Source organism: Paracoccus aerius (assembly GCF_014656455.1).
Lineage (GTDB): Bacteria > Pseudomonadota > Alphaproteobacteria > Rhodobacterales > Rhodobacteraceae > Paracoccus > Paracoccus aerius.
Genome location: NZ_BNCL01000003.1, coordinates 166225 through 193206, shown reverse-complemented (window position 1 = coordinate 193206; position 26982 = coordinate 166225). Strand labels below are relative to the sequence as shown.

The following is a 26982-nucleotide window of genomic DNA, read 5'->3' as shown; positions in this document are numbered from 1 at the left end:
CCCCTGATACGGCAATGCGGCAGGTCGCGGCAATAGCCCGGCAGACACCGCCTTTCCCAACAACGTGATTGCGAAGGTAACATGCTCGGCATCGGAAATCTGGCGAAGAAGGTCTTTGGAAGCCCCAATGACCGCAAGGTCAAGGGAACGCGCGGGCTGGTGGCCCGCATCAACGCGCTGGAGGATCAGTTCCGCCCGCTGACCGACCAGCAGCTGGTCGAGAAGACCCGCGAGTTCCAGAACCGCGTGGCCCAGGGGGAAAGCCTGGACGACATCCTGCCCGAAGCCTTCGCCAACTGCCGCGAGGGCGCGCGCCGCGCCCTGGGCCTGCGCGCCTTCGACGTGCAGCTGATGGGCGGGATCTTCCTGCACCAGGGTAACATTGCCGAGATGAAGACGGGCGAGGGCAAGACCCTGGTCGCGACCTTCCCTGCCTATCTGAACGCCCTGACCGGCAAGGGCGTCCATGTCGTCACGGTCAACGACTATCTGGCGAAACGCGACGCCGACTGGATGGGCAAGGTCTTCCGCCAGCTGGGCATGACCACGGGCGTCGTCTATCCCTTCCAGGCGGAACCCGAAAAACGTCAGGCCTATGCCGCCGACGTGACCTATGCCACGAACAACGAACTGGGCTTCGACTATCTGCGCGACAACATGAAGGGCAGCGTCGAGGAAATGGTCCAGCGCGGCCACAACTACGCCATCGTGGACGAGGTGGACTCGATCCTGATCGACGAGGCGCGGACCCCGCTGATCATCTCGGGTCCGTCGCAGGACCGCAGCGAACTGTATGTCACGCTGAACCAGTACATCCCGCTGCTGACGGAAGAACACTACAAGCTGGACGAGAAGGCCCGCAACGCCACCTTCACCGAGGAAGGCAACGAGTTCCTGGAAACCCGCCTGCAGGCCGACGGCATCCTGCCCGAGGGCCAGACGCTCTATGACCCGGAATCCACCACCATCGTCCACCACGCCAACCAGGCATTGCGCGCCTACAAGCTGTTCAACAAGGACCAGCACTACATGGTCCGCGACGGCGAGGTGATGCTGATCGACGAATTCACGGGCCGGATGATGAAGGGCCGCCGCCTGTCCGACGGCCTGCACCAAGCCATCGAGGCCAAGGAAGGCGTGACCATCCAGCCGGAAAACGTCACCTTGGCCAGCGTGACCTTCCAGAACTACTTCCGCCTTTACAACAAGCTGGCGGGCATGACCGGCACGGCCGCGACCGAGGCCGAGGAATTCGCCGAGATCTACAAGCTGGGCGTGGTCGAGGTTCCGACCAACCGCGGCATCGCGCGCCAGGACGAACATGACCGCGTCTATCGCACCGCGCAGGAAAAATACGCAGCCGTCGTCGAGGCGATCAAGGAAGCCCATGCCAAGGGCCAGCCGACCCTGGTCGGCACCACCAGCATCGAGAAGTCCGAGATGCTGTCCGAGATCCTGAAAAAGCAGGGCATCCCCCACAACGTCCTGAACGCCCGCCAGCACGAGGCCGAGGCGCAGATCGTGGCCGACGCGGGCAAGCCCGGCGCCGTCACCATCGCTACCAACATGGCCGGCCGCGGCACCGACATCCAGTTGGGCGGCAACGTGGAAATGAAGGTGCTGGCCGCGCTTGCAGCCGACCCCGAGGCGAACCCCGACGAAATCCGCGCCCGGATCGAAGCGGAACACGCGGCGGACAAGGAAAAGGTGCTGGCCTCGGGCGGGCTGTTCGTGCTGGGCACCGAACGCCACGAAAGCCGCCGGATCGACAACCAGTTGCGCGGCCGTTCCGGCCGTCAGGGCGACCCCGGCCGGTCGCTGTTCTTCCTGTCGCTCGACGACGACCTGATGCGGATCTTCGGGTCCGAACGGCTGGACAAGGTCCTGTCCACCCTGGGCATGAAGGAAGGCGAGGCGATCGTCCACCCCTGGGTCAACAAGTCCCTGGAACGCGCCCAGGCCAAGGTGGAAGGCCGCAACTTCGACATCCGCAAGCAATTGCTGAAATTCGACGACGTGATGAACGATCAGCGCAAGGCGATCTTCAGCCAGCGCCGCGAGATCATGGACAGCACCGAGGTCGGAGAGATCGCCGCCGACATGCGCCACCAGGTCATCGACGATCTGGTCGATGAATTCATGCCGCCGAAATCCTATCCCGAACAATGGGATCTGGACGGCCTGAAGACTGCGATCCGCGAACGGCTGAACATGAACCTGCCCGTCGCCGACTGGGCGGCCGAGGAAGGCGTGGATCAGGACGCCATGCGCGAACGGATCGAAAAGGCGACCGATACCTATATGGCCGACAAGGCGCAGGCCTTCGGCCCGGAAAACATGCGCAATATCGAAAAGCAGGTCCTGCTGCAGATGATCGACCAGAAATGGCGCGACCACCTGCTGACGCTGGAACACCTGCGGTCCGTCGTGGGCTTCCGCGGCTATGCGCAGCGCGATCCCCTGTCGGAATACAAGACCGAGGCCTTCCAGCTTTTCGAGACCATGCTGGACGGCCTGCGCTTCGACGTGACGCAGCGCCTTGCACAGATCCGCCCCCTGACCGAGGCCGAGCGCGAGGAAATGCTGCGCCAGATGGCCGAGCAGCAGAAGGCCGCGCAGGAACACCTGACGATGGAGCATGGGGCCGAGCGCCAGTCCGATGACGATGCGGACAAGCCTGCGCCGCTGGTTGCGGGCTTCGACGAAGCCGATATGAACACCTGGGGCAACCCGTCGCGCAACGATCCCTGCCCCTGCGGATCGGGCAAGAAGTTCAAGCACTGCCACGGCGCGATCTGACGCGCCGTGCTCCTGCAGGGTGGGGTTGCAGGCCCCACCCAATCTCCCTGACCCGCAGGAAGGCGGCCGCTAGTTCAGCCGCGCCGGAAGTCCCCAACCCCGCAGCAATTCGTCCGTCGTCATCGGCTTCTTCCCCGACCGCTGCGCTTCCAGCACCTCGACTGCGCCATCCCCGCAGGCGACGGTGAAGCCCGCCAGCACCTGCCCCGGAACCCCCTGCCCTTCAACGACCCGGCTGCGCAGCAGCTTCACCCGCTCGCCCGCGATCTCGCACCAGGCGCCGGGAAAAGGCGACAGGCCCCGGATCAGCCGGTCCACCTCGGCGGCTGGGCGGGTCCAGTCCACCCGCGCCTCGGCCTTGTCGATCTTGGCGGCATAGGTCACGCCTTCGGCGGCCTGCGGCACGGCGGGCAGCGGCAGCCGGTCCAGCACATCCACGACCAGGTCCGCCCCCATCGCCGCCAGACGGTCATGCAGGTCGGCAGTCGTCTCCTCGGCCCCTATCGCCGTGCGCGCCTCGGCCAGCACCGGCCCGGTATCCAGCCCCGCCTCCATCTGCATGATGGCAACGCCGGTTTCCGCATCCCCTGCCATGACCGCCCGATGGATCGGCGCCGCACCCCGCCAGCGCGGCAGAAGCGAGGCATGAATGTTCAGGCATCCCACGCGCGGCGCATCCAGCACCGGCTGCGGCAGGATCAGCCCATAGGCCACTACCACCGCCACATCCGCCTGCAAGGACGCGAAATCCGCTTGATCCGCCGCATCGCGCAATCGCAGCGGCGTTCGTACCTCGATCCCCAGTTCCTCGGCAGCACGATGGACGGCTGACGGCCGAGGCTTCTGCCCCCGCCCCGCAGCCCGCGGCGGCTGCGAATAGACCGCCACGACCTCATGCCGCGCGGCGATCGCCCGCAGCGCCGGCACCGAGAACTCGGGCGTTCCCATGAAGATCACGCGCATCCTGCCCTCACCTTCTGTGTCCAAATATCCTCGGGGGGTCCGGGGGGCGAAGCGCCCCCGGCGGTCACCGCCGCGCCAGCTTCGCCGATTTCGCGACCAGCATCTTGCGCCGCAGGGGCGACAGGTGATCGACATACATCCGCCCGTCCAGATGGTCGATCTGGTGCTGGACGCTGGTGGCCCACAGGCCCACGAAATCGCGCTCCTCGACCTCGCCCGCCTCGTTCAGGAAGCGCACCGTCACCGCGCGCGGTCGGCTGACGGGGGCAAAGACGCCCGGCAGATTGGGGCTGGCCTCGTCATGGCTGCGGAACTGGACGCTGGCGTGCAGGACCTCGGGATTGGCCATGCGCACCGCCTGCCCCCGCTTCTCGGACGCATCCACGACAGCCAGCCGCAGCATGATCCCGATCTGCGGCGCGGCAAGCCCCACGCCGGGCATCGCCTCCATCGTGTCCACCATGTCGTCCCAGATCATCCGGACAGTCTCGGTGACGGCTTCGACCGGATCGGCGGGGATATGCAGCCGCCGGTCCGAATAGGGCAGGAAGGCGCGGACCGTCACGCGCGGCCCTTTTCCCGCTTCAGCTTGACCATGCGGCGGGTGATCATCTGGCGCTTGATGGCGGACAGGTGGTCGATGAACAAGACGCCGTTCAGGTGGTCCAGCTCGTGCTGCGCGCAGGTCGCCCACAGCCCGTCGAACTCTTCCTCATGCGTCTTGCCGTCCAGGCCCATCCATTGCAGCCGTACCTGCTTGGGGCGCGTCACGTCGGCATATTGCTCGGGGATGGACAGGCAGCCTTCCTCATAGGTGTTCAGCTCCTCGGATTCCCAGGTCACCTCGGGGTTGACCAGCACCAAGGGGCGACGCTCGGCCTCGGGGTCGCGGTTGGCGTCCATCACGAACACGCGGGACAGCACGCCCACCTGCGGCGCGGCCAGGCCCACGCCCGGCGCGTCGTACATGGTGGCCAGCATGTCGGCGGCCAGCGTCTCGATCTCGGGCGTGATGCGGGCCACGGGCTCGCAGACCTTCTTCAGGCGCGGGTCGGGATGGATCAGGATGGGGCGCAGGCTGCTCATGTCCCGCGATTTAGGGCAAGGCTTCACCATAAGCAACAACCGGCATATGCATGGGGAAACAGCGACAGGCAGGACCATGAACCAGCACAGCCATCCCCGGCCCGACTTTGACGAGATCATCGACCGCGTGGGCACCCGCTGTTCCAAATGGGACGACATGCAAGGGACCTATGGCGTGGCGCCTGACGAAGGCGGCCTGGCGATGTGGGTGGCCGACATGGACTTCCGCCCCCCGGCAGCCGTTCAGCGCGCGGTCGAGGATGTCGCCGCCCACGGCGTCTACGGCTATCCCGGCGCGAACCGCCCCTATCTGGACGCGATCCGCTGGTGGATGGAAAACCGCCACGGCTGGAAGATCGACATCGACTGGATCCTGACCTGCGCGGGCCTGGTGAACGGCGTGGCGATGGCGCTTGACGCCTATACCGAAGCTGGCGACGGCGTGATCGTGATGTCGCCCGTCTACCACGCCTTTGGCCGCGTCATCCGTGCCTCGGGTCGCGAACTGGTGGAACTGCCCCTGGCGCAGGAAGACGGCCTCTACCGCATGGACTGGAACGGCTGGGAAAGCCGCCTGACGGGACGCGAGCGGCTGCTGATCCTCTGCTCGCCCCACAATCCGGGCGGCAGGGTCTGGACCACCGGCGAACTGCGCGAGGTGGCCGACTTCTGCATCCGCCACGACCTGATCCTGGTATCGGACGAAATCCACTGCGACCTGGTCATGCCCGGCCACAAGCACAGCGTCACCGCCACCGTCTGCCCGGACATCGCGGACCGGCTGGTCACGCTGACCGCCGCCACCAAGACCTTCAACATCGCGGGCGCCCATATCGGCAACGCGATCATCGCGGACAAGGCGCTGCGCGACCGCTTCAAGGCGGCGCTGATGGCGCGCGGCATCTCTCCGGGCCTGTTCGGGATGGACATGGTCACGGCCGCCTATTCGCCCGAGGGCGCGGCCTGGGTCGACGCGCTTGTGGACTATCTTGACGGCAACCGGCGGATCTTCGACGCGGGCATCCACGCGATCCCCGGCCTGCGGTCCATGCCCCTGCAGGCGACCTACCTGTCCTGGGTCGATTTTTCGGGCACCGGCATGGCGCCTGCGGAATTCACCGCCCGCGTCGAAAAAGCCGCCCGCATCGCCGCCAACCACGGCGCCACCTTCGGCACCGGGGGCGAGGATTTCCTGCGCTTCAACCTCGCCACCCCCCGCGCCCGCGTGACCGAGGCCGTGGAGCGCCTGCAACAGGCCTTCGCAGACCTGCAATGAAGGGGCTTTCCCGCCTCTTCTCGGTCCTGACGGCGCTGTGCCTGCTGGGGGCGGCCTGGATCATGCTCGCCCCGCAGCGGCCAGAACCCGCCCCCCGCGTGCCGCCCCTGACTGCCGGCCTGGACGGCCCTGTCGATCACATCCAGATCCGCAAGTCCGACCGCCGGATGACGGCGTATCGCGACGGCCGCCCGCTCAAGACCTATCGCATCGCGCTCGGCTTCGCACCGGATGGCGACAAGCGCCGGCAGGGCGACGGCAGGACGCCCGAAGGCCGCTTCACCATCGACCGCGTGAACCCCGCAAGCGCCTATCACCTGTCGCTGGGGCTCGATTACCCGCGCCCGCAGGACCGCGCCCGCGCCGCGGCGTCCGGCATCGATCCGGGCGGCGACATCTTCATCCACGGCCAGCCCAACCAGCGGCCCGACGGCGAAACCCTGCCCGGCGACTGGACGGCGGGCTGCATCGCCGTCAGCGACGCGGAAATCCGCGAACTCTACGCCGCCGCCCGCATCGGCACGACCGTCGAGATCCTGCCCTGACGCAGCGCTTTCACTATGGTTCAAATATCCCACGGGGGTCCGGGGGTATGAAACCCCCGGTGCCGCGTTGCAATCCCGTTGCCGCGCGATCATATAGGAGCGCACACCCGAACACACCCGAAGGCACACCCCGCATGGTCTATCTGGATTTCGAAAAGCCGCTTGCCGACATCGAGGGCAAGGCCGAGGAGCTTCGCGCCCTGGCCCGCAAATCCGAAAATACCGTGGACGTCGAGAAAGAGGCCGCGGCCCTGGACAAGAAGTCGGGCGAGCTGCTGCGCGACCTTTACAAAAGCCTGGACCCCTGGCGGAAGACCCAGGTCGCCCGCCATCCCGACCGCCCCCATTGCCGCGACTATATCGATGCGCTGTTCAGCGAATACACGCCCCTTGCGGGCGACCGCGCATTCGGCGACGACCATGCGGTCATGGGCGGCCTTGCCCGCCTCAACGACGCGCCCTGCGTGGTGATCGGCCATGAAAAGGGCAACGACACCAAGACCCGCATCCACCACAATTTCGGCATGGCGCGGCCCGAAGGCTATCGCAAGGCAATCCGGCTGATGGATCTGGCCCACCGCTTCAAGCTGCCGGTCATCACGCTGGTGGACACGCCGGGCGCTTATCCCGGCAAGGGTGCCGAGGAACGCGGCCAGTCCGAGGCCATCGCCCGCTGCACCCAGAAATGCCTTGAAATCGGCGTGCCCCTGGTCAGCGTCATCATCGGCGAGGGCGGATCGGGCGGCGCAGTGGCCTTCGCCACGGCGAACCGCATCGCCATGCTGGAGCATTCGATCTATTCGGTGATCTCGCCCGAGGGCTGCGCCTCGATCCTGTGGAAGGATGCCGAGCGGATGCGCGAGGCGGCCGAGGCGCTGCGCCTGACCGCGCAGGATCTGAAGAAGCTTGGCGTGATCGACCGGATCATCGCCGAACCCATGGGCGGCGCGCAGCGCGACCCTTCGGCCGCGATCAAGGCGGTGGGCGAGGAGATTACGGCGATGCTGGCCGACCTGAAGGGCAAGAAACCTGCGGACCTGATCAAGGACCGCCGGCAGAAGTTCTTGGACATGGGGTCGAAAAGCCTGGTGGCGTAAGCTTTCAGGGCGCCGGGACGGCCGTCGCCCTGAACCCCGCCTCGGCCATCAGGCGGTCGGAATGGGTTTCGACCTCGGCCTCGAGCCGGGGGATGAAGCCCTCGACCGGAACCTCGGCGGGAACGACCGGCAGGAACTCGACCACGGCGCGGCCCGGGCGGATGCCCCAGCCCTTGCGCGGCCAGAACAGCCCGGTGTTGACCGCCACCGGCACCACCGGCAGGCCGCTGCCCGCGCGGATCGTGCTGACGCCATGCTTGTAGGGGCGGCGCTCGCCGGGCCTGGTCCGGGTGCCTTCGGGATAGATGATCAACTGCCCCAGCCCCTCGCCCGCGATCCGGCGGTTGATCTCGGTCGAGATGGCGCGCATTGCGTCCCGCCCGCGATTGCGGTCGATGGGGATGCAGCCGACCTTCCAGGCATACCAGCCCATGATCGGCACGCGCATCACCTCGCGCTTCATGATGAAGGCGCGGCGGGGAACGGCATGGGCGATGACAAGGATGTCCAGGAAGCACTGGTGCTTGGCGGCGATGATGCAGTCATCGGTCGGAGGCGTGCCGCGCACCTCGCAGGTGACGCCCAGATGCAACCGGGCGGCCCAGAGCATGTATCCGATCCAGCGCGTCGCGACCCGGTTGGCCCCGGCGCGGCCGTCGCGCAGCAGCGCGGGAATGCCCAGCAGCCCGATCGCCAGCGTCGCGAAGGCGACATGGACGTAGTAAAGCCCGTTCTGCAGATATTGCCAGGGCGTCAGCGGGCCGGGAACGGGCGATGCCGCCCGGTCGCTCATCTCACTGCCCCCAGCATCTTCAGGGCGGCCCAGCGGGTCGCCAGAAAGCCCACGACGCCCGCCACGACCGGGATCAGCAAGGGCAGAAGCCAGCCCCAGCCCTGGAAGCCCAGCCCCGTCAGGAAACCGCCCGCCGCCTCCATGCCCGGCAGCAGGGCGATGCCCGCCATGCCGCACAGCGTGCCGACGGTCGCGCCGATCGCCGCGCGCTTGGTGAAGCGGCGCACGAAGGCGGTGGCGATGGTGATGTCGCGCGCCCCGATCAGGCGCAGCACGCGGATCACCTGCCCGTTCGCGGCCAGGGCCGCCTTGGCCGCCAGCGTGATCATGGAAGCCGAGGCCGCCGCGATCAGCAGCAGCGACACGATGCCAAGCGCCCGCAGCCGGTTCGCCGCCGTCACCAGCGGGCGGCGCCATTCGGTGTGGTCATCCAGGACCGCAGCCGGCACCTCGGCCTCAAGACGCAGGCGCAATCCCCCGGCGTCAAAGTCCTCGCCCGTGATAGGCAGGTCGATCAGCGAGGGCACGGGCAGCGCGTCCACCGGCATGTCGGGGCCGAACCAGGGGGCCAGCAGGCCCGCCACCTCGTCCGCCGGAAGCAGGCGAGGCTGCCCCGCCCCGGGCGTGGTGGACAGAACCTGCATCGCGGCCTGGGTGGCTGCATCCTGGTCGCCCTCGGGCGCACTGACGCGCACGGTGACGGATCCGGCCAGTTCGCTGGACCAGCGGTCGGCCAGCCGACCCGTCGCCAGTGCCAAGGCCAAGGCAAACACCGCCAGAAAGGCCATCGCGCCGGCCGAAAACAGCGTCAGTTGCGCAGTAAAGCCCGTGGGCGGCACGATCCGGTCGCCCGACCCGCCGTCGCGCATCAGGCCCTGCCACAGCGCCTTCAAGTTCAGCGCCCGAAATTCAGCCCGTTTCACAGATCAGCCCCCGCCAGATGCAATGTTCCGTTGGCGATCCGCAACACGCGGGCCGCGACCTGTGCCTTGGCCGCGCGGATCAGGTTCATGTCATGGGTCGCGACCAGCACGGTCTTGCCGGACTTGTTCAGCTCGATCAGCAACTGCATCAGCCTGACCGACATGTCCCAGTCGAGGTTGCCCGTCGGCTCGTCCGCCAGCACCAGGTCGGGCGACAGGATCACCGCGCGCGCCAGGGCTGCGCGCTGCCGTTCGCCACCCGACAGGGATGGCGGCATTGCACGGGCGTGCTGCGTCAGGCCCACCCAGCCCAGCAGGTCGCGCAGCGCGTCCATGTCCACAGGCTGGCCCGCCACGGACAGCGGCAGGGCCACGTTCTCGGCCACGGGCAGGTGGTCCAGGAACTGCGTGTCCTGGTGCACTACCCCTACGCGGCGGCGAAGATCCGCGATCCCGTCGCGCGTCAGTTGCCGCACATCGCCGCCAAAGGCCGTCATCTGCCCGGAGGACGGCAGCAGGTCCGCATAGCACAGCCGCAGAAGCGTCGTCTTGCCCGACCCGGATGGCCCGGTCAGGAAATGGAACATGCCCGGCTGCAAGCTCAGCGTCATGTCCGACAGCAACTCGGGCCCGCCGTGATAGCCGAAGCCGACATCCCGCATCTCGATCAAGCGCAACCCCCCGTTTCTTCTATGCCGTTCCGTCGGTGCCTGTCTTGGAACCCGGCCCCGCGCTTGATAGAACAGCCAAAAGGCGAATGCGAGGGCCGGCATGGCGGAAATACGGTTGATCTGTCCCGGTTGCGCGGCGGAATATCGCGTTCCAGGCAGCGCAGTCCCCGCTGGCGGGCGCGAGGTGGAATGCAGCGCCTGCGGCCATGTCTGGCACGCGACACCCACGCCCGAAGCCGATCGGCTGGATCTGGCAGCGTTTCAGGCACTGCCCGCCGCCGAGCCTGCCGCGGACCTGCCCCGGCCCGCCCGCAAGCTGCCCGAGAACGTCCTGGACATCCTGCGCGACGAGGTCGAGCACGAGCGTCGCGCCCGCGCCGCCGAGGAGGACCAGCCGGACGCGGATCCCGCAGCCAAGGCGGATCCGGCACCGGACGCCCCTGGTCCGGACGTCGCCCCCGATCCGGCATCGCGCCCGGCGCCCGATCCCGAATGGCCGGCAACCACCATCACCCGCCATTTCGACGCAAGGCCGGCGGCCGCGCAGAAAACCGATCCTGAATCCGCGCCGCGCCCTGCCCGGCATCCTGTCCCGCTGAAGGCCGAAGTCGCGGTAGCCCCCCGGCAGACCCCGCCGGAACGACGCCCGCAACCGGTGGCGCGACCGCAGCCGGCGCGGCCGGTCAGGACGGCGAAAGGCGGTTATGTCATGGGCTTCGCGCTTGCCGTCATGGTTCTGGCAGGGCTTCTTGCGGCCTATCTTCTTGCGCCCGGGATCGAGGACCAGGGCAGCGTCGGCGAGGCGCTTGGTCGCCTGCGTGCCAGCATCGACGGGGCACGGCTTTGGCTGCAGGACAGCCTGTCGGGGATGTTGCGCTGATCAGAAGCGGTCCAGCAACCGCCCCAGATAATCGCGTTCGTCCTGCGGACGGTCTACCTCGCCGCTGCGGCGGCGGATCTCGTCCAGCAGGTCGCGGGCACGCTGCGCAGGGTCCACGCCTTCTGCCAGGGGATCGCCGCCCGCGATGACATGGCCGTTGCCGTCCCGCTGACGGCCCAGCGGATCAAGCGCCGGACGCTGGCCCATGGTCTGGCCTTCCCCCGCCCTGTCGCCGCCGCCGGGCTGCTGGCCTTCCTGGCCCTGCTGCTGCCCCTGCTGGCCTTGTTGCCCCTGCTGGGCCATCATGTCGCCCAGGGCGCGCATCCCCTCGCGCATGGACTGGATGGCATCGGCCTGGCGCTGCAGCGCACCGCCCATGTCGCCCTGGCGCAGCGCCTGCTCGGCTTCCTCCATCGCGCGGCCCGCCTCGTCCAGTTGGCGCCGCGCCTCGTCCCCGCCGGGCGATCCCTGGCCCGGCAGCAGGCCCTGCTGCTGGCCCAGCTCCTCGCGCAGTTGCTGTTGGCGGTCTGCCAAGCCCTGCGCATTGTCGGACGGCTGACCCATTTGCCCTTGGCCGAATTGTTCCTGCATGTCCCGGAAAGCCTCGTCCGACAACTGCTGCTGCTCGCGCAGCGTGTCGGCCAGCCGGTTCATCGGCTGGTTGCCGCTGCTGCCCTTCTGGCCTTCGCCCTGACCCTGGCCCTGCGACTGCCGGACCTGCAGGTTCTCCATCATGCGGTTGAACTGCTCCAGCAACTCCTGTGCCTCGGCCATGCGGCCCTCGTTCATCAGCCGCTGGATCTCGTCCATCATCTGCTGGATCTGGTCGCCGGTGATCTGCTGGCCCTGCTGTTCACCGGTGAACCGTTCCGACGGATCCTGTTGCTGCCCCTGCTGGGCCAGCATCTCGGTATAGGCGTCCGTCGCGGCCTTCAGCTCGTCCATCAGCCGCTGGATCTCGTCGGGGCTGGCGCCATTGCGGATCGCCTCGGACAACTTTTCCTGCGCCTGGCGCATCCGTTCCAGGGCGTCGGAAAGCCCGCCGTCCTCCAACTGGACGGCCGCCTGCCACAAGGCCTCGGCCAGATCGTCGCGGGCCTTGTCGGTCAGGCGGTCACCCTCCAGCAGCGTCACCGCACCGCGCAGTTCCAGGTACAGCGGCTGTTCGACGAAACCCTGCGGCTGCCATGTGACCGCCCGCAGGATCTCGGCGCTGCGTCCGGCATTGTCGCGCGACCACAGCAGGTCGCGCCGCATCTCGATCAGGGCGGCGGCCAGGGGGTTGAAGAAGCGCCGCCCCGGCAGCACGGTCCGCATCGGCTGCGCCTCGCCCACCTGCTCGATCCCGTCCACCGCCCGCAGGCTGACGCTGACCGGCAGGTTCGCCCAAGGATGGCGCGACAGATCCTCGGTCAGTTGGCCCTGCACCTCGCGGCGGTCGCCGCGTGGCAAGGGCAACGCCAACTCCACCGCTGGGCGGGGCTCGGGGTCGATGGCAAGGCCGAAGCGGCGATCCACGGCAGGCAGATCAAGCGCAATCACGGCCTGGCCCGTGACGACGCCATGATCGTCCTGCGCGCTGAAATCCTGCACCATCCGGCCGTCGGCCCGCCGCACCGGCGCGGCCCCGGCCCGGATCACGGGGGCACTGTCTGCCAGCACGGTGACGTCGAAACGGCGTCCCGCCACCTCGATTGCCCCCGACTGTTCCGCCCGAAATCCCGGCGCCTGCGGATCCTCGCCAAGGGCGGGGCCGATGTCCTGCGTGACAGAGGCGCCCTGCCCGTACAGACGAAAGGTCACCTCGCTGCCCTTGGGCAGTTCCAGCACCTGCCCCTCGGCCAGGGCGTTCAGATAGATCGTCGGACGGCGGGTATAGGCGGGCGGTTCGGCCCAGCCCTCCCAACTGGGGCCGGTCGGCACCACATCGGTCGTCACCGGGCGCGATACGGTCGCGGCGATCGCAGCGATACCCTGCCCCATCTGGCTTGCCCCGCCAAAGATCAGCGCCATGACAAGGGCCACCAGCCCCGCCAGCCGCAGCGCAAAGGGATCACGCCGCGTCAGGCCCGCATCGGGACGCACCGCCCGTGCGCGGGACGCCCGCGCCCGCATCTGCGCCAGATGCGCCTGCCACAAGGCACCCTCGCCGCCGATCGCCGCGCTGTCGGTCAAGGCGGCCAGCGGACGGCCCGGCAGGGTCCGGTCCAGCCGGCCCATCGCATCGGCCATGCGCACCCGGCGAAAGCGCATCCCACCCCGGATCGCTACCCAGATCAACAGCAGAACCACCGTGCCTGACAGCCAGGGCAGCACCGGCAGCGGCACAACCGCCACCACGCCCAGCGAAAAAGCGGCGAACACAAGCGCCAGCACGGTGGCCAGCGGCCAGAAGGCGCGGGCCGCCTGTTCCCAGACCATGCCCCAGCGGGTCAGGTGCAGGGCACGGGCGACCGGGCCTGTCTTCTTCACGAAAATATCCTCGGGGGTCCGGGGGCAGACAGCCCCCGGCTGCAACGTCACATCGGGGTGCCGCGTCAAAGCCATTCCGGGATGCTATCCCGGGCCAGCATTTCCTCAAACGTCGGCCTTGCCCTGATGACGGCGAAGTGATCGCCGCTGACCAGAACCTCGGGCACCAAGGGCCTGGAGTTGTATTCGGACGCCATCACCGCGCCGTAAGCCCCCGCCGACCGGAAGGCGATCAGGTCGCCTGCCGCCATGGCGGGCAGTTCTGCGCCCTTCTGGAAGGTGTCGCCCGATTCGCAGACCGGACCCACGACGTCGAAGGGTTGCACGGTCGCCCCCACCGCGGGTTCGATCAACGGGACGATGTCGTGATGCGCGCCATACATGGCCGGGCGCAGCAGGTCGTTCATCGCCGCGTCCACGATCAGGAAGTCGCGCCCCTCGCCCTCTTTCACATAGACCACTTGGCTCAGCAGCACCCCGGCATTGCCGACGATGTTGCGCCCCGGCTCGATCTCGATCTCGCAGCCCAGATCGCCCACTGCGTCCCGGATCACCTGGCCATATTCGATGGGCAGGGGCGGCGCGTTATTGTCGCGACGATAGGGAATGCCCAGGCCGCCGCCCAAATCCAGCCGGGTGATGGCGTGCCCGTCGGCGCGCAGCGCGCGGGTCAGGTCCGCGACCTTGGCATAAGCCGCGCGATAGGGGTCCAGATCGGTCAACTGGCTGCCGATATGCACGTCCACACCCACGACCTGCAGGCCCGGCAGAGCGGCAGCCTCGGCATAAACCTCGCGCGCGCGGGCGATGGGGATGCCGAACTTGTTCTCGGACTTGCCGGTCGCGATCTTCTCGTGCGTTTTCGCATCCACGTCCGGGTTCACGCGCACCGCCACCGGAACCGTCGCGCCCATGCTGGCCGCAAGGGCCGACAGCGCCCGCATCTCGGGCTCGGATTCCAGGTTGAACTGGCGGATGCCGCCGTCGATGGCCATGCGCATCTCGGCCGGGGTCTTGCCCACGCCGGAAAAGACGATGCGGTCGCCCGGCACGCCCGCGGCCTTGGCGCGGGCGTATTCGCCGCCCGAGACGACATCCATTCCCGCGCCCAGATCGCCCAGTAGCTTCAGCACCGCCAGGTTGCTGTTGGCCTTGACGGCAAAGCAGACCAGGTGATCGGTCCAGTCCAGCGCCTGGCGGAACAGCCCGAAATGCCGCGTCAGGGTCGCCGCCGAATAGACATAGACGGGCGTCCCCACCTCGACCGCGATGCGCGACAGGGGAACGTCCTCGGCGCAAAGCTGGCCGCCCTGATAGTTGAAGTGATCCACCTATAGCTCCGTGATCACGCCCATGGTGGCGTGGCCGGAAATCGAGACATTGGATTGGGGCGCGGTCTTGGGCGCCATTGGACGTTCGGGAGGGCCGTCGACGCCGCAGGCTGCCACGGCTGCCACCGCCAGAATTGCAATCCACTTCATGCCAGCTTCTCCTTCCAGCGGGTGATTTGCGCACGCACCTGATCGGGCGCCGTGCCGCCATAGCTTTGCCGCGAGGCGACCGAATTGTGAACGCCCAAGACGCCGAAGACTTTATCGGTGATCCCCGCATGGACCCCCTGCATGTCGTCCAGCGTCAGGTCGGGCAGGTCGCATCCCCTGCGCTCCGCCAGGGCCACCAGCGATCCGGTGACGTGATGGGCGTCGCGGAACGGCAGGCCAAGTTCGCGCACCAGCCAGTCGGCCAGATCCGTCGCGGTCGAAAAGCCGGCCGAAGCCGCAGCCTCCATCCTGTCGCGATTGGCGGTCAGGTCGGACAGCATCCCGGTCATCGCGGCCAAGGCCAGCATCAGGCTGTCGGCGGCATCGAAGACCTGTTCCTTGTCCTCCTGCATGTCTTTGGAATAGGCCAGCGGCAAGCCCTTCATCACCGTGAACAGAGCGACCGTCGCCCCCAGGATCCGGCCGATCTTGGCGCGGATCAGTTCGGCCGCATCGGGGTTGCGCTTCTGCGGCATGATCGACGACCCGGTGGACCACTTGTCCGACATCGACACGAAGCGGAACTGGGCCGAGGACCAGATCACCAGCTCCTCGGCCAGGCGCGACAGGTGGACGGCGCAGATGGACGCGGCCGACAGGAACTCCAGCGCGAAGTCCCGGTCGGACACGGCATCCAGGCTGTTGGCCATGGGGGCGTCGAAGCCAAGCGCCTGCGCGGTCGCGTGGCGGTCGATGGGATAACCGGTCCCGGCCAGCGCGGCGGCGCCCAGGGGCGATTCGTTCATCCGCCTGCGCGCGTCGCCGAACCGCGACAGGTCGCGGCCGAACATTTCCACATAGGCCATCATGTGATGGCCCCAGGTCACGGGCTGCGCGGTCTGCAGGTGTGTGAAACCCGGCATCACCCAGTCCGCCCCCGCCTCGGCCTGCGCCAGGGCGGCGCGGATCAGCGCCTGCAGCGCCTCGATCGCCGCGTCGCACTGGTCGCGCACCCACAGGCGGAAGTCTGTCGCCACCTGGTCGTTGCGCGACCGGCCCGTGTGAAGGCGGCCCGCAGGTTCGCCGATCACCTCCTTCAACCGCGCCTCGACATTCATGTGAATGTCCTCAAGCTCGGTGCGGAAGGGGAAATTGCCCCCTTCGATCTCTGACAAGACGGTGAGCAGGCCTTCCCTGATCGCCTTGGCATCGGTATCGCTGATGATGCCTTGTGCGGCCAGCATGGCGGCATGGGCCCGGCTGCCCCGGATGTCCTGGGCGTAGAGCCGCCGGTCGAACCCGATCGAGGCGTTGATCGCCTCCATGATCGCGTCCGGCCCTGCGGCGAAGCGCCCGCCCCACATGCTGTTGGCGGAATCCTGTTGCGGCCGGTCGGTCATAGGCGCGTCCTTCGGAGGTCTTCATGCTGCGTTCCGCCCTGCTTTATACGGCACTGCTTTTCGGTGCAAATGCCGCCTTCGCGGGCGCGGTGGACTGGCAGGCCGCCAGGGACGCGGGCCTTGTGAAGCTGGTCCCGGCCGAGGAACCGGCGCCCGTGTCCGATGTCGAATTCACCGACCCCAAGGGCGGCACGCATACCCTTGCCGACTACAAGGGCAAGGTCGTGCTGCTGAACTTCTGGGCCACCTGGTGCGCCCCCTGCCGCGAGGAGATGCCCTATCTGGACGCTCTGCAATCCGAAATGGGCGGCGAGGATTTCGAGGTCGTGGCGGTGGCGACGGGCCGCAACGCGCCCGACCGCATCGACAAGTTCTATGCCGAAACCGGGTTGCAGAACCTGCCCGTGCTGCTGGACCCGCGCCAGCAGCTTGCCCGCGACATGGGCGTGGTGGGCCTGCCCGTGACCGTCCTGATCGACCGGGAGGGGCGAGAGGTCGCCCGCCTGCTGGGCGAGGCCGACTGGAGCAGCGAGCCCGCCAAAACCGTCATCCGCCAGCTTGTGGCGGAGTAAGCTGGGCATGGCGGTGACAGGTGGTGACATGGTCGTTCACCATCCCCGTCGCCTGCATGAAGGCATAGGTGATCACCGGTCCGCAAAAGTTGAAGCCGCGCTTTTTCAGCGCCTTCGACATCGCGGTGGATTCCGGGGTCGCGGCCGGCACCTGGGCGCCGCTGGCGAAGTTGTTCTGGATCGGCTGGCCGCCCACGAAGGACCACAGGAAGGAGGCGAACCCCTCTTGCGCCTCGATTTCCAGGAAACGCTGCGCGCCGCGCACCGCTGATTCGATCTTGCCGCGATGGCGGATGATCCCCGGGTTCTGCAGCGCCCGGTCGATCCGCGCATCGTCCCAGCAGGCCACGCGTCCGGGATCGAAATCCTCGAACTCGGCCCGAAAGGCATCGCGCTTGCGCAGGATGGTGATCCAGGACAAGCCCGCCTGGAAACCGTCAAGCACCAGCTTTTCCCACAGCGCCCGCCCATCGTATTCGGGCACGCCCCATTCGGTATCGTGATAGGCGACATACAGCGGGTCGGTCCCGCACCAGGCACAGCGGCTGGTCATGAAGCATTAACCCTTAATCCACAATTCCCTGCGTGTTTACCGCAAATTAGGCGATCAATGCGAGAAGGGAACACGGAATGATTGCGTGACAAGGGGCCAGACGTGACCGACGCGAAAAAACCCGGCAAGGGATCCCCGCTGGATTTCGCCGTGGACCAGCAAAGCAGGCTGACCCTGCCGGCGGTCAGGCTGGCGGTCGAAAGGGGCAATGGCGTGCTGGCCTTCCAGCCCGTCGTGCAGGCGCAACGGACCAGCCGGCCAGCCTTCTACGAAGGGCTGATCCGCATCATCGACGAATCGGGTCGCATGGTGCCCCTGCGCGACTTCATGCCGGTGGCCGAAACCACCGAACTCGGCCGCCAGATCGACTGCCTGTCGCTGTCCCTGGGCCTGAAAGCTTTGTCCGAGGAAACATCGCTGCGCCTGTCGATCAACATGTCGGCCCGTTCGATCGGCTATCCGGCCTGGATGGACACGCTGCGCCGGGGCGTTTCCGCCGACCCGCAGGCGGCCGAGCGGCTGATCCTGGAAATCACCGAAAGCTCGGCCATGGGCCTGCCGGACGAGGTGAAGGCTTTCATGCGCGAGGTGCAGCGATACGGCATCGGACTCGCGCTCGATGATTTCGGGGCGGGCTATACCTCGTTTCGCTATCTGCGCGATTTCTGTTTCGACATGATCAAGATCGACGGCCAGTTCATCCGCGAGATCGCGACCCATCCCGACAACCAGGTGCTGACCCAGGCGCTGATGTCCATCGCGCATCACTTTGACATGTTCACCGTGGCCGAGATGGTCGAAACCGCCGATGACGCGGCCTTCCTGATCGACAATGGCATCGATTGCCTTCAGGGCTATTACTTTGGCGCGCCGACCATCGCGCCGCCCTGGAAGTCCCCGCCTTCGGTCGCCCTGCGCTAGGGGGGTATCAGACTTTCGGCCGATATGCTTGACGCCACGGCATGAACCCGCATCCTGTCCACGATTCGCCACTTGTCTGGCATCAAGGGAAGGAGCCCGTCATGACCAAAGCCGTAATCGTTTCCGCCGCCCGCACTCCGGTCGGCAGTTTTATGGGGTCGTTCGCCAACATCCCGGCGCATGACCTGGGGGCTGCCGTCCTGCAGGAAGTCGTGGCCCGCGCCGGGATCGACCCGGCCGAAGTCAACGAAACCATCCTGGGCCAGGTGCTGACGGCCGGCCAGGGCCAGAACCCCGCGCGCCAGGCCCATATCAAGGCGGGCCTGCCGCAGGAATCTGCAGCCTGGGGCATCAACCAGGTCTGCGGCTCCGGTCTGCGGGCCGTGGCGCTTGCCGCCCAGCACGTGATCCTGGGCGATGCGCAGGTGGTGCTTGCGGGCGGTCAGGAAAGCATGTCGATGTCGATGCACGCGACCTTTCTGCGCGCGGGGCAGAAGATGGGCGACATGCAGATGGTCGACACCATGATCCGCGACGGGCTGTGGGATGCCTTCAACAACTATCACATGGGCACCACGGCGGAGAACGTCGCCCAGAAGTGGCAGATCAGCCGCGACCAGCAGGACGAATTCGCGCTGGCGTCCCAGAACAAGGCCGAGGCCGCGCAGAAGGCCGGTCGCTTCGATGATGAGATCGTGGCCTACACCGTCAAGACCCTGAAGGGCGATACGGTCGTGGACAAGGACGAATACATCCGTCACGGCGCCACCATCGACGCCATGCAGAAGCTGCGCCCGGCGTTCTCGAAGGACGGCTCGGTCACGGCAGGCAATGCGTCGGGCCTGAACGACGGCGCGGCGGCGGTGATGGTGATGACCGAGGAAGAGGCCAATCGCCGTGGTCTGACGCCCCTGGCCCGCATCGCCTCTTGGGCCACGGCGGGCCTGGACCCGGCGATCATGGGCACGGGCCCCATCCCGGCCAGCCGCAAGGCCCTGGAAAAGGCCGGCTGGTCCGTGGGCGACCTGGATCTGGTCGAGGCGAACGAGGCCTTTGCCGCCCAGGCCTGCGCGGTCAACAAGGACATGGGCTGGGATCCCGACATCGTGAACGTCAACGGCGGCGCCATTGCCATCGGCCACCCGATCGGCGCCTCGGGCTGCCGGGTCCTGAACACGCTTCTGTTCGAGATGAAGCGCCGCGACGCGAAAAAGGGCCTGGCCACCCTGTGCATCGGTGGCGGCATGGGCGTTGCCATGTGCATCGAACGGTAGGCGGAATGGCGCGCAATGATGTTGCGCGCCATCTACTTGCCTTGTAGCAATATTTCAGAAACAATTTAAAAGGGGGGAGGATCCATGTCCAAGGTTGCACTTGTCACCGGGGGTTCGCGGGGCATCGGCGCGGCGATTTCCAAGGCGCTTCAGGAGGCTGGCTATACCGTCGTCGCCACCTATGCCGGCAATGACGAGGCCGCGAAGTCTTTCACGGAAGAAACCGGGATCAAGACCTATAAATGGTCGGTCGCCGACTATGACGCCTGCGCCGAAGGCATCAAGCGGATCGAGGACGAGGTCGGCCCCATCGCCGTCCTGGTCAACAACGCGGGCATCACCCGCGACGCGATGTTCCACAAGATGACGCCCCAGCAGTGGAAAGAGGTCATCGACACCAACCTGACCGGGCTGTTCAACATGACGCACCCCGTCTGGTCGGGGATGCGCGACCGCAAGTTCGGGCGGATCATCAACATCAGCTCGATCAACGGGCAGAAGGGCCAGGCGGGCCAGGCCAACTATTCCGCCGCCAAGGCGGGCGACCTTGGCTTCACAAAGGCGCTTGCCCAGGAAGGCGCGCGGGCCGGCATCACCGTGAACGCGATCTGCCCCGGCTATATCGCGACCGAGATGGTCAAGGCCATCGACGAAAAGGTCTTGAGCGAACGCATCATCCCCCAGATCCCGGTGGGCCGCCTTGGCGAGCCCGAAGAGATCGCGCGGACGGTGGTCTTCCTAGCATCCGACGATGCGGGCTTCATCACCGGATCGACGATCAGCGCCAATGGCGGCCAGTTCTTCGTCTGATCACCAGCCCTGAAACGGCCACGGCCCGCGCTGATCGCGCGGGCCGCTCCAAATCTGTCACCGTTCAACAGGTCAGTGGGTCAGTCGGGAAATCTCTTCCTTGAGACGAAGTTTCTCGCGCTTCATGGCCTTGATCTGCATGTCGCTGGATCCAGGGCTTCTTTGTTCTCGTTCAACGGCCTCGGAAAGCACCTGGTGTTTCTTGCGCAGTTCCTCGACGTGGGAAGCAACCGACATCGCGTCCTCCTGTATAGGTTGAGTCGAACAGGGGGATTGCAGCATAGGCCTGCGATTCTGTCACGAGACTTTTGCAAACAAATCTGTCAGTGGCGAACCCTCGCGCAGCACGGCGGACGCTGCCTCCGTCAGATCCTCGCGGTCGCCCGGATGGGCCGGTGCGCGGTGCATGACAAATGGCGCCAGAAGGCGCAGCGGGCCTCGCGCGCCCTTTGTCGCCTGGACGATCACCCGCCCCGCCTCGCGTCCGGCGCGGCCCGCGACGGGCAGGATCGCCACCGACCCGGCGCGACCAGACAGCGAGGCCAGCATCGCGTCCAGCCGGTCGGCCCGCTGGATCAGCGTCACCATGCCGCGGGGCCGCAACCGGCGCAGCGCGCTGTCGATCCAGACGGACAGCGGCGTTTCCTCGCGCCGGGCAATGGCACGGCCGCCATCGGGCGCGGGCGTTCCGCCCAGGAAATAGGGCGGGTTGGCGATCACATGGTCGAAGATCTGCGAACGAAGCTGGGCAGGCGGGCGGGCTAGGTCGCCTGTGACCACCTGCATGGCGATCCCATTCGCCGCCGCGTTGCGCGTCGCCAGATCGGCATAGGCGGCCTGCTGCTCCAGCCCCACCAGATGCAGACCCGGCACCCGCCAGCCCAGGCACAGGCCGGCGACCCCCGCCCCGCAGCCCAGGTCCAGCACCGCCTGCCCCGCCTGCGCCGGACAGGCCGCCGCAAGCATCACCGCATCGGCGCCCGACCGAAAGCCGCCCCGGGGCTGGGCGATGCGCAGCCGGCCGCCCAGGAAGCCGTCGCTTGTTAGCTCACTCATCCAGGCCGGCATCGCGCAGGATCGCGCGGGCCATGAATTCGTCGCGGTCCGCGACCATCAGCCGCTGCGGCAGGATGCCCAGCGAACCTTCCAGCACGCTCATGTGCTGATCCATCTGAAAAGCCCGGATTCCCTCGTCCTCCAGCAGGCCGAGGGCGCGGGACATGCGGACGGGATCGTTGCTGCGGAACAGTTCTTTCATGGCGGAAACGCTAGGCGGCGGTTGCGCAAATGTCGAGGGCATGGCAAGGGACGGGCGCGGCAAAGGGGTAAGGCAATGGGTGTGCAGGAAAACGTCCAGAAACCGCTGGATCGGCTGTCCGAGGCGCTTGGCGCCGAGATGGAGGCGGTCAACGCCCTGATCCGCGGCCGCATGTCCAGCGAGAACGCCCCCCGCATCCCCGAAGTAACCGCCCACCTGATCGAGGCTGGCGGCAAGCGGCTGCGGCCCATGCTGACCCTGGCCGCCGCACGCATCATGGGCTATGGCGGGCCGTTCCATATCCACCTGGCCGCAACGGTCGAGTTCATCCATACCGCGACCCTGCTGCATGACGATGTCGTGGACGAAAGCCGCCAGCGGCGCGGGCGGCCGACAGCAAACCTTTTGTGGGACAACAAGTCCAGCGTGCTGGTCGGCGATTATCTGTTCGCGCGCAGCTTCCAACTGATGGTCGAACCCGGCAACCTGCGCACGCTGGAGATCCTGTCGAATGCCGCCGCCACCATTGCCGAGGGCGAGGTGCTGCAACTGACCGCCGCCCAGGATCTGCGCACGGACGAAAGCATCTATCTGAAGGTGGTGCGAGGCAAGACCGCCGCGCTGTTTTCCGCCGCGACCGAAGTGGGCGGCGTGATCTCGGGCGCCCCGGCGGAACAGGTGCAGGCGCTGTTCGATTATGGCGACGCCCTGGGCATCGCCTTCCAGATCGTCGATGACCTGCTGGATTACGGCGGGGCGACCGAAACCATCGGCAAGAATGTCGGCGACGATTTCCGCGAACGCAAGCTGACCCTGCCGGTCATCAAGGCGGTCGCCAAGGCAGATGCGGAAGAACGCGCCTTCTGGTCGCGCACCATCGAGAAGGGCGACCAAGGGGACGGGGACCTGGAACATGCGCTTGCCCTGCTGGCCCGACACGGCGCGATGGAGGCCGCCCGCGCCGATGCGCTGCGGTGGTCGGCCACCGCCAAGGCCGCGCTGACAAAGCTGCCCCCCCACCCGATCCGCGACATGCTGTCCGATCTTGCGGATTTCGTCGTCAGCCGCGTCGCCTGATCGTCAGCCAGTCACCTTTCCCGTGACACCGCTCGCCCTGCAGGCGGGTTGGTCCCTGTCATGCAAGCCCAGCGGGCATCCCGAAAACCGGCACTGCCTGCAAAACGGGCGACCCTCGTCCGTTCCGCCCATTGGGCGGGCATTCCCTGTCTGGCCCCGTTCCGGCATTGCCCGAAGCCTGTGCAAGCCCCTGACCTGCGCCGCATGAAAGGGCGTCGGCGGCGCGTCCGGTGCCGCATGGAAGGGGATTTGATGATGACAAGGGCTGCTCCCTTTATTGCCGGTGCCGCGATGCTGATTGCGGCGCCTTCATTCGCACAGGATGCCGCGGTCGCGGTCGAGGCTGCCGTTCCGGTGCCGGACAAGGGCGACACGACCTGGATGCTGGTTTCGGCGATCCTGGTGATGATGATGACGCTGCCGGGGCTGGCGCTGTTCTATGGCGGCCTCGTGCGGGCCAAGAACATGCTGTCGGTGCTGATGCAGGTGCTGACGGTCTTCAGCCTGATGGCGATCCTGTGGGTGGCCTTCGGATACTCGCTGGCCTTCACCGGCGCGGGCACGGCCGAGGACGTGACCTTCTTCACCCCCTATATCGGCGGGCTGTCCAAGATGTTCCTGTCCGGCGTCGGCACCGATTCCGTGGTCGAGGGCTTCACGGCAGGCGTGGTCATCCCCGAACTGTCCTTCGTGATCTTCCAGATGGCCTTCGCCTGCATCGCATCCGCCCTGATCGTCGGCGCGACGGCGGAACGGTTGAAGTTCAGCGCGATCCTGATGTTCATCGTGATCTGGTTCGTCTTCTCGTATCTGCCGATGGCCCACATGGTCTGGTGGTGGGGCGGTCCCAGTGCCTATGACGCCCCTTCGGGGCTGCTGTTCGGCCATGGCGCCCTGGACTTCGCGGGCGGCACCGTCATCCACATCAACGCGGGCGTTGCGGGCCTGGTCGCTGCGATGGTCGCTGGTCCCCGCCTGGGTTACCGCAAGGAGTTGCTGGCCCCCCACAACCTGTCCTTCACCCTGATCGGCGGCTGCCTTCTGTGGATCGGCTGGTTCGGCTTCAACGCAGGCTCCAACCTGGAAGCCAACGGCCTGACCGCGCTGGCGATGATCAACACCGCCGTCGCCACCGCCGCGGGCGTGCTGGCATGGTCCTTCGGCGAATGGGCCTTCCGCGGCCATCCCAGCCTTTTGGGCGGGATTTCCGGCGCCATCGCGGGCCTTGTGGGCATCACCCCGGCCGCGGGCTTCGTTGGCCCCATGGGTGCCATCGCCATCGGCCTGATCGCGGGCCTGCTGTGCATGTGGTTCGTCATCAGCATGAAGCCGCGCATGGGCATCGATGACAGCCTGGACGTGTTCGGCATCCACGGGATCGGCGGCATCATCGGCGCGATCCTGACCGGCGTCTTCGCCGCGCCATCGCTGGGCGGGACGGGCGTCTTCGATTACGGCGCCAACGCGGTGGCCGAATTCTCCATGGGCGCGCAGGTCTGGAACCAGACGCTGGGCGTGGTGATCGCGATCGTCTGGTCGGGCGTTGTGTCCTTTGTGGCGATCCACATCGTCAAGGCGCTGATCGGGCTGCGTGTGACCGATACCGACGAACGCCAGGGCCTCGACATCACCACCCATGGCGAAAACGCCTACAACTGACACCGCACACCCTGCAGGAAAGGCCCGGCGCGTCCCGCCGGGCCTTTTTCATGCGCAAATCACGGATTGGTGCGGGCAATTCCCCTGTGCTGATTCTTCGTGTAGGGTGCGGACCAATTTGGCCGGCGAACGGCCCTGGGCAGAAACGCAGGCATCTACGCATGAAACGACCGACCGGCACCCCGAAGCGCACGGGCCGCAGCCCTGTTGCCGACAAGCGCGCCTCCGCCACGGAACAGAAGGCGCCGGTCCGCCGCCACAAGGCTCCTGCCCGGCGCGGCAATGTCGTGGTCCGCACCATCGCGGGGACCGTCGGCCTGATCTGGCGCATCCTCTGGGGATCGATGTGGCGGCTGGCGATGGTCATGATCCTGATCGTCGGCGGCGCGACCGCCTATTTCTACGCGACGCTGCCCGAACCCGAGGCCCTGTTTGATGCCCGCGCGCGCGGCTCGGTCACCATGCTGGACCAGGACGGCAAGGTCTTCGCCTGGCGGGGCGAAACCTATGGCGCGGTGACCAGCGACCGCATCGCACCGGTCCTGAAGGAAGCCGTGATGGCGACCGAGGACCGCCGCTTCAACTGGCACCTGGGCGTCGATCCGATCGGCATCGCCAGCGCCATCAAGATCAACCTGTCCGAAGGCCGCGGCGCGCTGGAAGGCCACGGCGGATCCACCATCACCCAGCAGGTCGCGAAACTGCTGTGCCTGGGCGACAGCTTCGACCCGATCCGCTGGAAGAACGAGGCCGAGTTCGAACAGGACTGCCGCGTCACCTCGCTGTGGCGCAAGATCAAGGAAGTGCCTTACGCCTTCGCCCTGGAAGCCAAGTATTCCAAGGACGACATCCTCAACATCTACATGAACCGGTCCTACATGGGCGGCGGCGCGCGCGGCTTCGAGGCCGCGAGCCAGCGTTACTTCAACAAGCCCGCCTCCGACGTGAATGCGTCAGAGGCCGCGATGCTGGCGGGCCTTCTGCAGGCGCCCAGCTATTTCGCGCCGACTGCGAACCTGCAGCGTGCCCAGAACCGGGCCAGCGTGGTCCTGGGCCTGATGACCGAGGAAGGCTACCTGACCCCCGCCGAGGCCGAGCAGGCCCGCGCCAATCCCGCGCAACTGTCCCAGGCGGCCGAGGCGCGCGCCGGCGGATACTTCGCCGACTGGGTGATGGAATCCGGCCCCGGCTTCCTGACCAGCGAGACGACCGAGGATGTGACGATCCGCACGACCTTCGACCCGCGCATCCAGACCGCCGCCGAACGCGCGCTGAAGCGCATCTTCGACGAGAAGGTCAGCGACAATTCCAAGGCCGAGGCCGCCGTGGTGGTGATGTCGGCCGACGGCGCGGTCCGGGCCATCATCGGCGGGCGCGACAGCGTGGTGAACGGCGCTTTCAACCGCGCGGTCCAGGCCAAGCGCCAGACCGGGTCCAGCTTCAAGCCCTTCGTCTATGCCGCCGCGCTGGAAGCGGGCTATGGTCCCGGCGACCGGGTCGAGGACGGACCCCTGACCATCCGCATTCCCGGCGGCCGCCCCTGGTCGCCCCAGAACTATACCCGCCGCTTCTATGGCAACGTGACGCTGACGACGGCGCTGAAGCAGTCGCTGAACACCGCCACGATCCGCCTTCAGGAAGCCGTTGGCCGCGACGCGGTGCGCCGCATCGCCCACGACTTCGGCATCGTCAGCAACCTCACCACCAGCCCGTCGCTGGGCCTGGGCGCGTCCGAGGCGACGCTGATGGAACTGACCGGCGCCTATGCGGGCATCCGCAACGGCGGCACGGCGGTCGCCCCCTATGGCCTGGTCGAGCTGCGCATCGCGGGCGACGACCAGCCCCTGATGGGCCAGTCTGGCGGCATGGGCGCCCGCGTCATCAGCCAGCGGGCAGCGGGCCAGTTGATCTACATGATGCAGCAGGTCATCGACAGCGGCACCGGCAGACGCGCGAAGATGGGCTCGCGCCCCGTCGCGGGCAAGACCGGCACCACCAGCAGCTATCGCGACGCCTGGTTCGTGGGCTTTTCCGAACAATACGTGGTCGGCGTCTGGATGGGATACGACGACAACACGCCGCTGAAGGGCGTGACGGGGGGCGGCCTGCCCGCCGAGATCTGGCAGGCCGTGATGACCGACATCCACGAGGGCCTGCCGGAACTGCCGCTGTCCACGGTGTCCCCGGACGGAAGCGGGATCCTGTTGTCGAACGACGGCGCGCCCAAGGTCGTGACCTCGGGTTCGGCGGACGATCCGCTGGCGGCCGCGCTTGCGGGGGCCGTCAACTCGGCCAACCCCGCCCCCGGGGTGCCGACGCAGGTCACCGCGCCCCAGACGCCCGGTGACAGCAGCACCGCCAGTTCGGATGATGCGCTGAGCCGGGCGCTGAACGGGATACTGGGGGGGAACTGATCCCCCCATCATCACAAGCAAAAGCCCGGCTTTCGCCGGGCTTTCTTGTGGCGCAATC

General features: G+C 67.2%; 26 protein-coding genes. 12 read left to right on the top strand and 14 right to left on the bottom strand.

Translation table 11 applies throughout. From position 1 onward, the window contains the following. Nucleotides 1-81 precede the first annotated feature (81 nt). The gene (secA, locus tag IE224_RS05155) at nucleotides 82-2799 is read left to right on the top strand and encodes a preprotein translocase subunit SecA (protein ID WP_191308539.1); all 2718 of its coding nucleotides are present in this window, start codon (nucleotides 82-84) and stop codon (nucleotides 2797-2799) included. Nucleotides 2800-2868: 69 nt separating this feature from the next. Here secA and fmt read toward each other — a convergent pair whose 3' ends face one another. The 3 genes from fmt to def (IE224_RS05140) form a co-directional block, all read right to left on the bottom strand. Beyond that, on the bottom strand, nucleotides 2869-3762 hold the full coding sequence (fmt, locus tag IE224_RS05150) for a methionyl-tRNA formyltransferase (protein WP_191308537.1): 894 nt from the start codon (nucleotides 3760-3762) through the stop codon (nucleotides 2869-2871). A 64-nt stretch (nucleotides 3763-3826) separates the two neighbouring features. Beyond that, nucleotides 3827-4327 (bottom strand): peptide deformylase, encoded by a 501-nt coding sequence (def, locus tag IE224_RS05145; RefSeq protein WP_191308536.1) that lies wholly within the window; start codon nucleotides 4325-4327, stop codon nucleotides 3827-3829. After that, a complete protein-coding gene (gene def, locus IE224_RS05140; RefSeq protein WP_167621253.1) occupies nucleotides 4324-4848 on the bottom strand; it encodes a peptide deformylase in 525 nt (174 codons plus the stop codon). The genes def (IE224_RS05145) and def (IE224_RS05140) overlap by 4 nt, the downstream gene beginning before the upstream one ends. A 76-nt stretch (nucleotides 4849-4924) precedes the next feature. Here def (IE224_RS05140) and IE224_RS05135 point away from each other — a divergent pair, with 76 nt between their 5' ends. The 3 genes from IE224_RS05135 to IE224_RS05125 all read left to right on the top strand — a co-directional run bounded on the left by IE224_RS05135 (nucleotide 4925) and on the right by IE224_RS05125 (nucleotide 7766). Continuing rightward, a complete protein-coding gene (locus IE224_RS05135; RefSeq protein ID WP_191308534.1) occupies nucleotides 4925-6124 on the top strand; it encodes a MalY/PatB family protein in 1200 nt (399 codons plus the stop codon). Next, a complete protein-coding gene (locus tag IE224_RS05130; protein WP_191308533.1) occupies nucleotides 6121-6669 on the top strand; it encodes a L,D-transpeptidase family protein in 549 nt (182 codons plus the stop codon). The genes IE224_RS05135 and IE224_RS05130 overlap by 4 nt, the downstream gene beginning before the upstream one ends. Before the next feature lie 134 nt (nucleotides 6670-6803). Next, nucleotides 6804-7766, top strand: coding sequence for an acetyl-CoA carboxylase carboxyltransferase subunit alpha (locus tag IE224_RS05125; protein ID WP_191308531.1), 963 nt, complete (start codon nucleotides 6804-6806; stop codon nucleotides 7764-7766). 4 nt (nucleotides 7767-7770) lie between these two features. On the opposite strand, the gene IE224_RS05120 is transcribed toward IE224_RS05125, so the two are convergent. The 3 genes from IE224_RS05120 to IE224_RS05110 are packed head-to-tail and all read right to left on the bottom strand — an operon-like array spanning nucleotide 7771 to nucleotide 10153. Beyond that, nucleotides 7771-8559, bottom strand: coding sequence for a lysophospholipid acyltransferase family protein (locus IE224_RS05120; RefSeq protein WP_167621249.1), 789 nt, complete (start codon nucleotides 8557-8559; stop codon nucleotides 7771-7773). After that, nucleotides 8556-9428, bottom strand: a complete 873-nt coding sequence (locus tag IE224_RS05115) for a cell division protein FtsX (protein ID WP_191308740.1) — start codon at nucleotides 9426-9428, stop codon at nucleotides 8556-8558. The genes IE224_RS05120 and IE224_RS05115 overlap by 4 nt, the downstream gene beginning before the upstream one ends. 50 nt (nucleotides 9429-9478) lie before the next feature. Continuing rightward, complete coding sequence (locus tag IE224_RS05110; protein WP_167623362.1) at nucleotides 9479-10153, bottom strand: cell division ATP-binding protein FtsE; 675 nt, start codon at nucleotides 10151-10153, stop codon at nucleotides 9479-9481. Nucleotides 10154-10268: 115 nt separating this feature from the next. Between IE224_RS05110 and IE224_RS05105 the strand changes: the two genes are divergently transcribed. Continuing rightward, nucleotides 10269-11033 carry a zinc-ribbon domain-containing protein gene (locus IE224_RS05105; protein ID WP_191308530.1) on the top strand — a complete coding sequence of 255 codons (765 nt, stop codon included), beginning with the start codon at nucleotides 10269-10271 and terminating at the stop codon, nucleotides 11031-11033. On the opposite strand, the gene IE224_RS05100 is transcribed toward IE224_RS05105, so the two are convergent. The 4 genes from IE224_RS05100 to argH all read right to left on the bottom strand — a co-directional run bounded on the left by IE224_RS05100 (nucleotide 11034) and on the right by argH (nucleotide 16386). Then, a complete protein-coding gene (locus IE224_RS05100) occupies nucleotides 11034-13505 on the bottom strand; it encodes a DUF4175 domain-containing protein (protein WP_308434844.1) in 2472 nt (823 codons plus the stop codon). Between the two features lie 65 nt (nucleotides 13506-13570). Next, nucleotides 13571-14836: a diaminopimelate decarboxylase gene (gene lysA, locus IE224_RS05095; protein WP_191308528.1), complete on the bottom strand. Its 1266-nt coding sequence runs from the start codon at nucleotides 14834-14836 to the stop codon at nucleotides 13571-13573. Then, nucleotides 14837-14986, bottom strand: coding sequence for a hypothetical protein (locus IE224_RS05090; protein WP_191308526.1), 150 nt, complete (start codon nucleotides 14984-14986; stop codon nucleotides 14837-14839). Beyond that, nucleotides 14983-16386: an argininosuccinate lyase gene (gene argH / locus IE224_RS05085; protein ID WP_191308525.1), complete on the bottom strand. Its 1404-nt coding sequence runs from the start codon at nucleotides 16384-16386 to the stop codon at nucleotides 14983-14985. The genes IE224_RS05090 and argH overlap by 4 nt, the downstream gene beginning before the upstream one ends. A gap of 23 nt (nucleotides 16387-16409) precedes the next feature. Here argH and IE224_RS05080 point away from each other — a divergent pair, with 23 nt between their 5' ends. Beyond that, nucleotides 16410-16958 carry a TlpA disulfide reductase family protein gene (locus IE224_RS05080; protein ID WP_191308523.1) on the top strand — a complete coding sequence of 183 codons (549 nt, stop codon included), beginning with the start codon at nucleotides 16410-16412 and terminating at the stop codon, nucleotides 16956-16958. Here IE224_RS05080 and IE224_RS05075 read toward each other — a convergent pair. Then, entirely contained in the window at nucleotides 16933-17511 is a 579-nt protein-coding gene (locus IE224_RS05075) for a DNA-3-methyladenine glycosylase I (RefSeq protein ID WP_191308521.1), read from the bottom strand. The genes IE224_RS05080 and IE224_RS05075 overlap by 26 nt on opposite strands. A 102-nt stretch (nucleotides 17512-17613) precedes the next feature. Between IE224_RS05075 and IE224_RS05070 the strand changes: the two genes are divergently transcribed. From IE224_RS05070 to phbB, 3 genes are all read left to right on the top strand, one after another. Continuing rightward, complete coding sequence (locus IE224_RS05070) at nucleotides 17614-18432, top strand: EAL domain-containing protein (RefSeq protein WP_191308519.1); 819 nt, start codon at nucleotides 17614-17616, stop codon at nucleotides 18430-18432. Between the two features lie 101 nt (nucleotides 18433-18533). Further along, nucleotides 18534-19706, top strand: coding sequence for an acetyl-CoA C-acetyltransferase (locus IE224_RS05065; RefSeq protein WP_191308518.1), 1173 nt, complete (start codon nucleotides 18534-18536; stop codon nucleotides 19704-19706). 84 nt (nucleotides 19707-19790) lie between these two features. After that, nucleotides 19791-20516: an acetoacetyl-CoA reductase gene (gene phbB, locus IE224_RS05060; protein WP_191308516.1), complete on the top strand. Its 726-nt coding sequence runs from the start codon at nucleotides 19791-19793 to the stop codon at nucleotides 20514-20516. 72 nt (nucleotides 20517-20588) lie between these two features. On the opposite strand, the gene IE224_RS05055 is transcribed toward phbB, so the two are convergent. From IE224_RS05055 to IE224_RS05045, 3 genes are read right to left on the bottom strand one after another with little or no spacing between them, the layout of a single operon-like run. Then, nucleotides 20589-20753, bottom strand: a complete 165-nt coding sequence (locus tag IE224_RS05055; RefSeq protein WP_167621238.1) for a YdcH family protein — start codon at nucleotides 20751-20753, stop codon at nucleotides 20589-20591. A gap of 60 nt (nucleotides 20754-20813) precedes the next feature. Continuing rightward, the gene (locus IE224_RS05050) at nucleotides 20814-21572 is read right to left on the bottom strand and encodes a tRNA1(Val) (adenine(37)-N6)-methyltransferase (protein ID WP_191308515.1); all 759 of its coding nucleotides are present in this window, start codon (nucleotides 21570-21572) and stop codon (nucleotides 20814-20816) included. Beyond that, nucleotides 21565-21774: a putative signal transducing protein gene (locus IE224_RS05045; RefSeq protein WP_167621236.1), complete on the bottom strand. Its 210-nt coding sequence runs from the start codon at nucleotides 21772-21774 to the stop codon at nucleotides 21565-21567. Before IE224_RS05045 ends, IE224_RS05050 begins: the two co-directional genes overlap by 8 nt. 75 nt (nucleotides 21775-21849) lie before the next feature. Here IE224_RS05045 and IE224_RS05040 point away from each other — a divergent pair, with 75 nt between their 5' ends. From IE224_RS05040 to IE224_RS05030, 3 genes are all read left to right on the top strand, one after another. Beyond that, entirely contained in the window at nucleotides 21850-22851 is a 1002-nt protein-coding gene (locus tag IE224_RS05040; protein WP_191308514.1) for a polyprenyl synthetase family protein, read from the top strand. 252 nt (nucleotides 22852-23103) lie between these two features. After that, complete coding sequence (locus IE224_RS05035; RefSeq protein WP_373305507.1) at nucleotides 23104-24510, top strand: ammonium transporter; 1407 nt, start codon at nucleotides 23104-23106, stop codon at nucleotides 24508-24510. Between the two features lie 161 nt (nucleotides 24511-24671). Next, nucleotides 24672-26924, top strand: a complete 2253-nt coding sequence (locus IE224_RS05030) for a transglycosylase domain-containing protein (RefSeq protein WP_191308510.1) — start codon at nucleotides 24672-24674, stop codon at nucleotides 26922-26924. The last annotated feature ends 58 nt before the right edge of the window (nucleotides 26925-26982 follow it).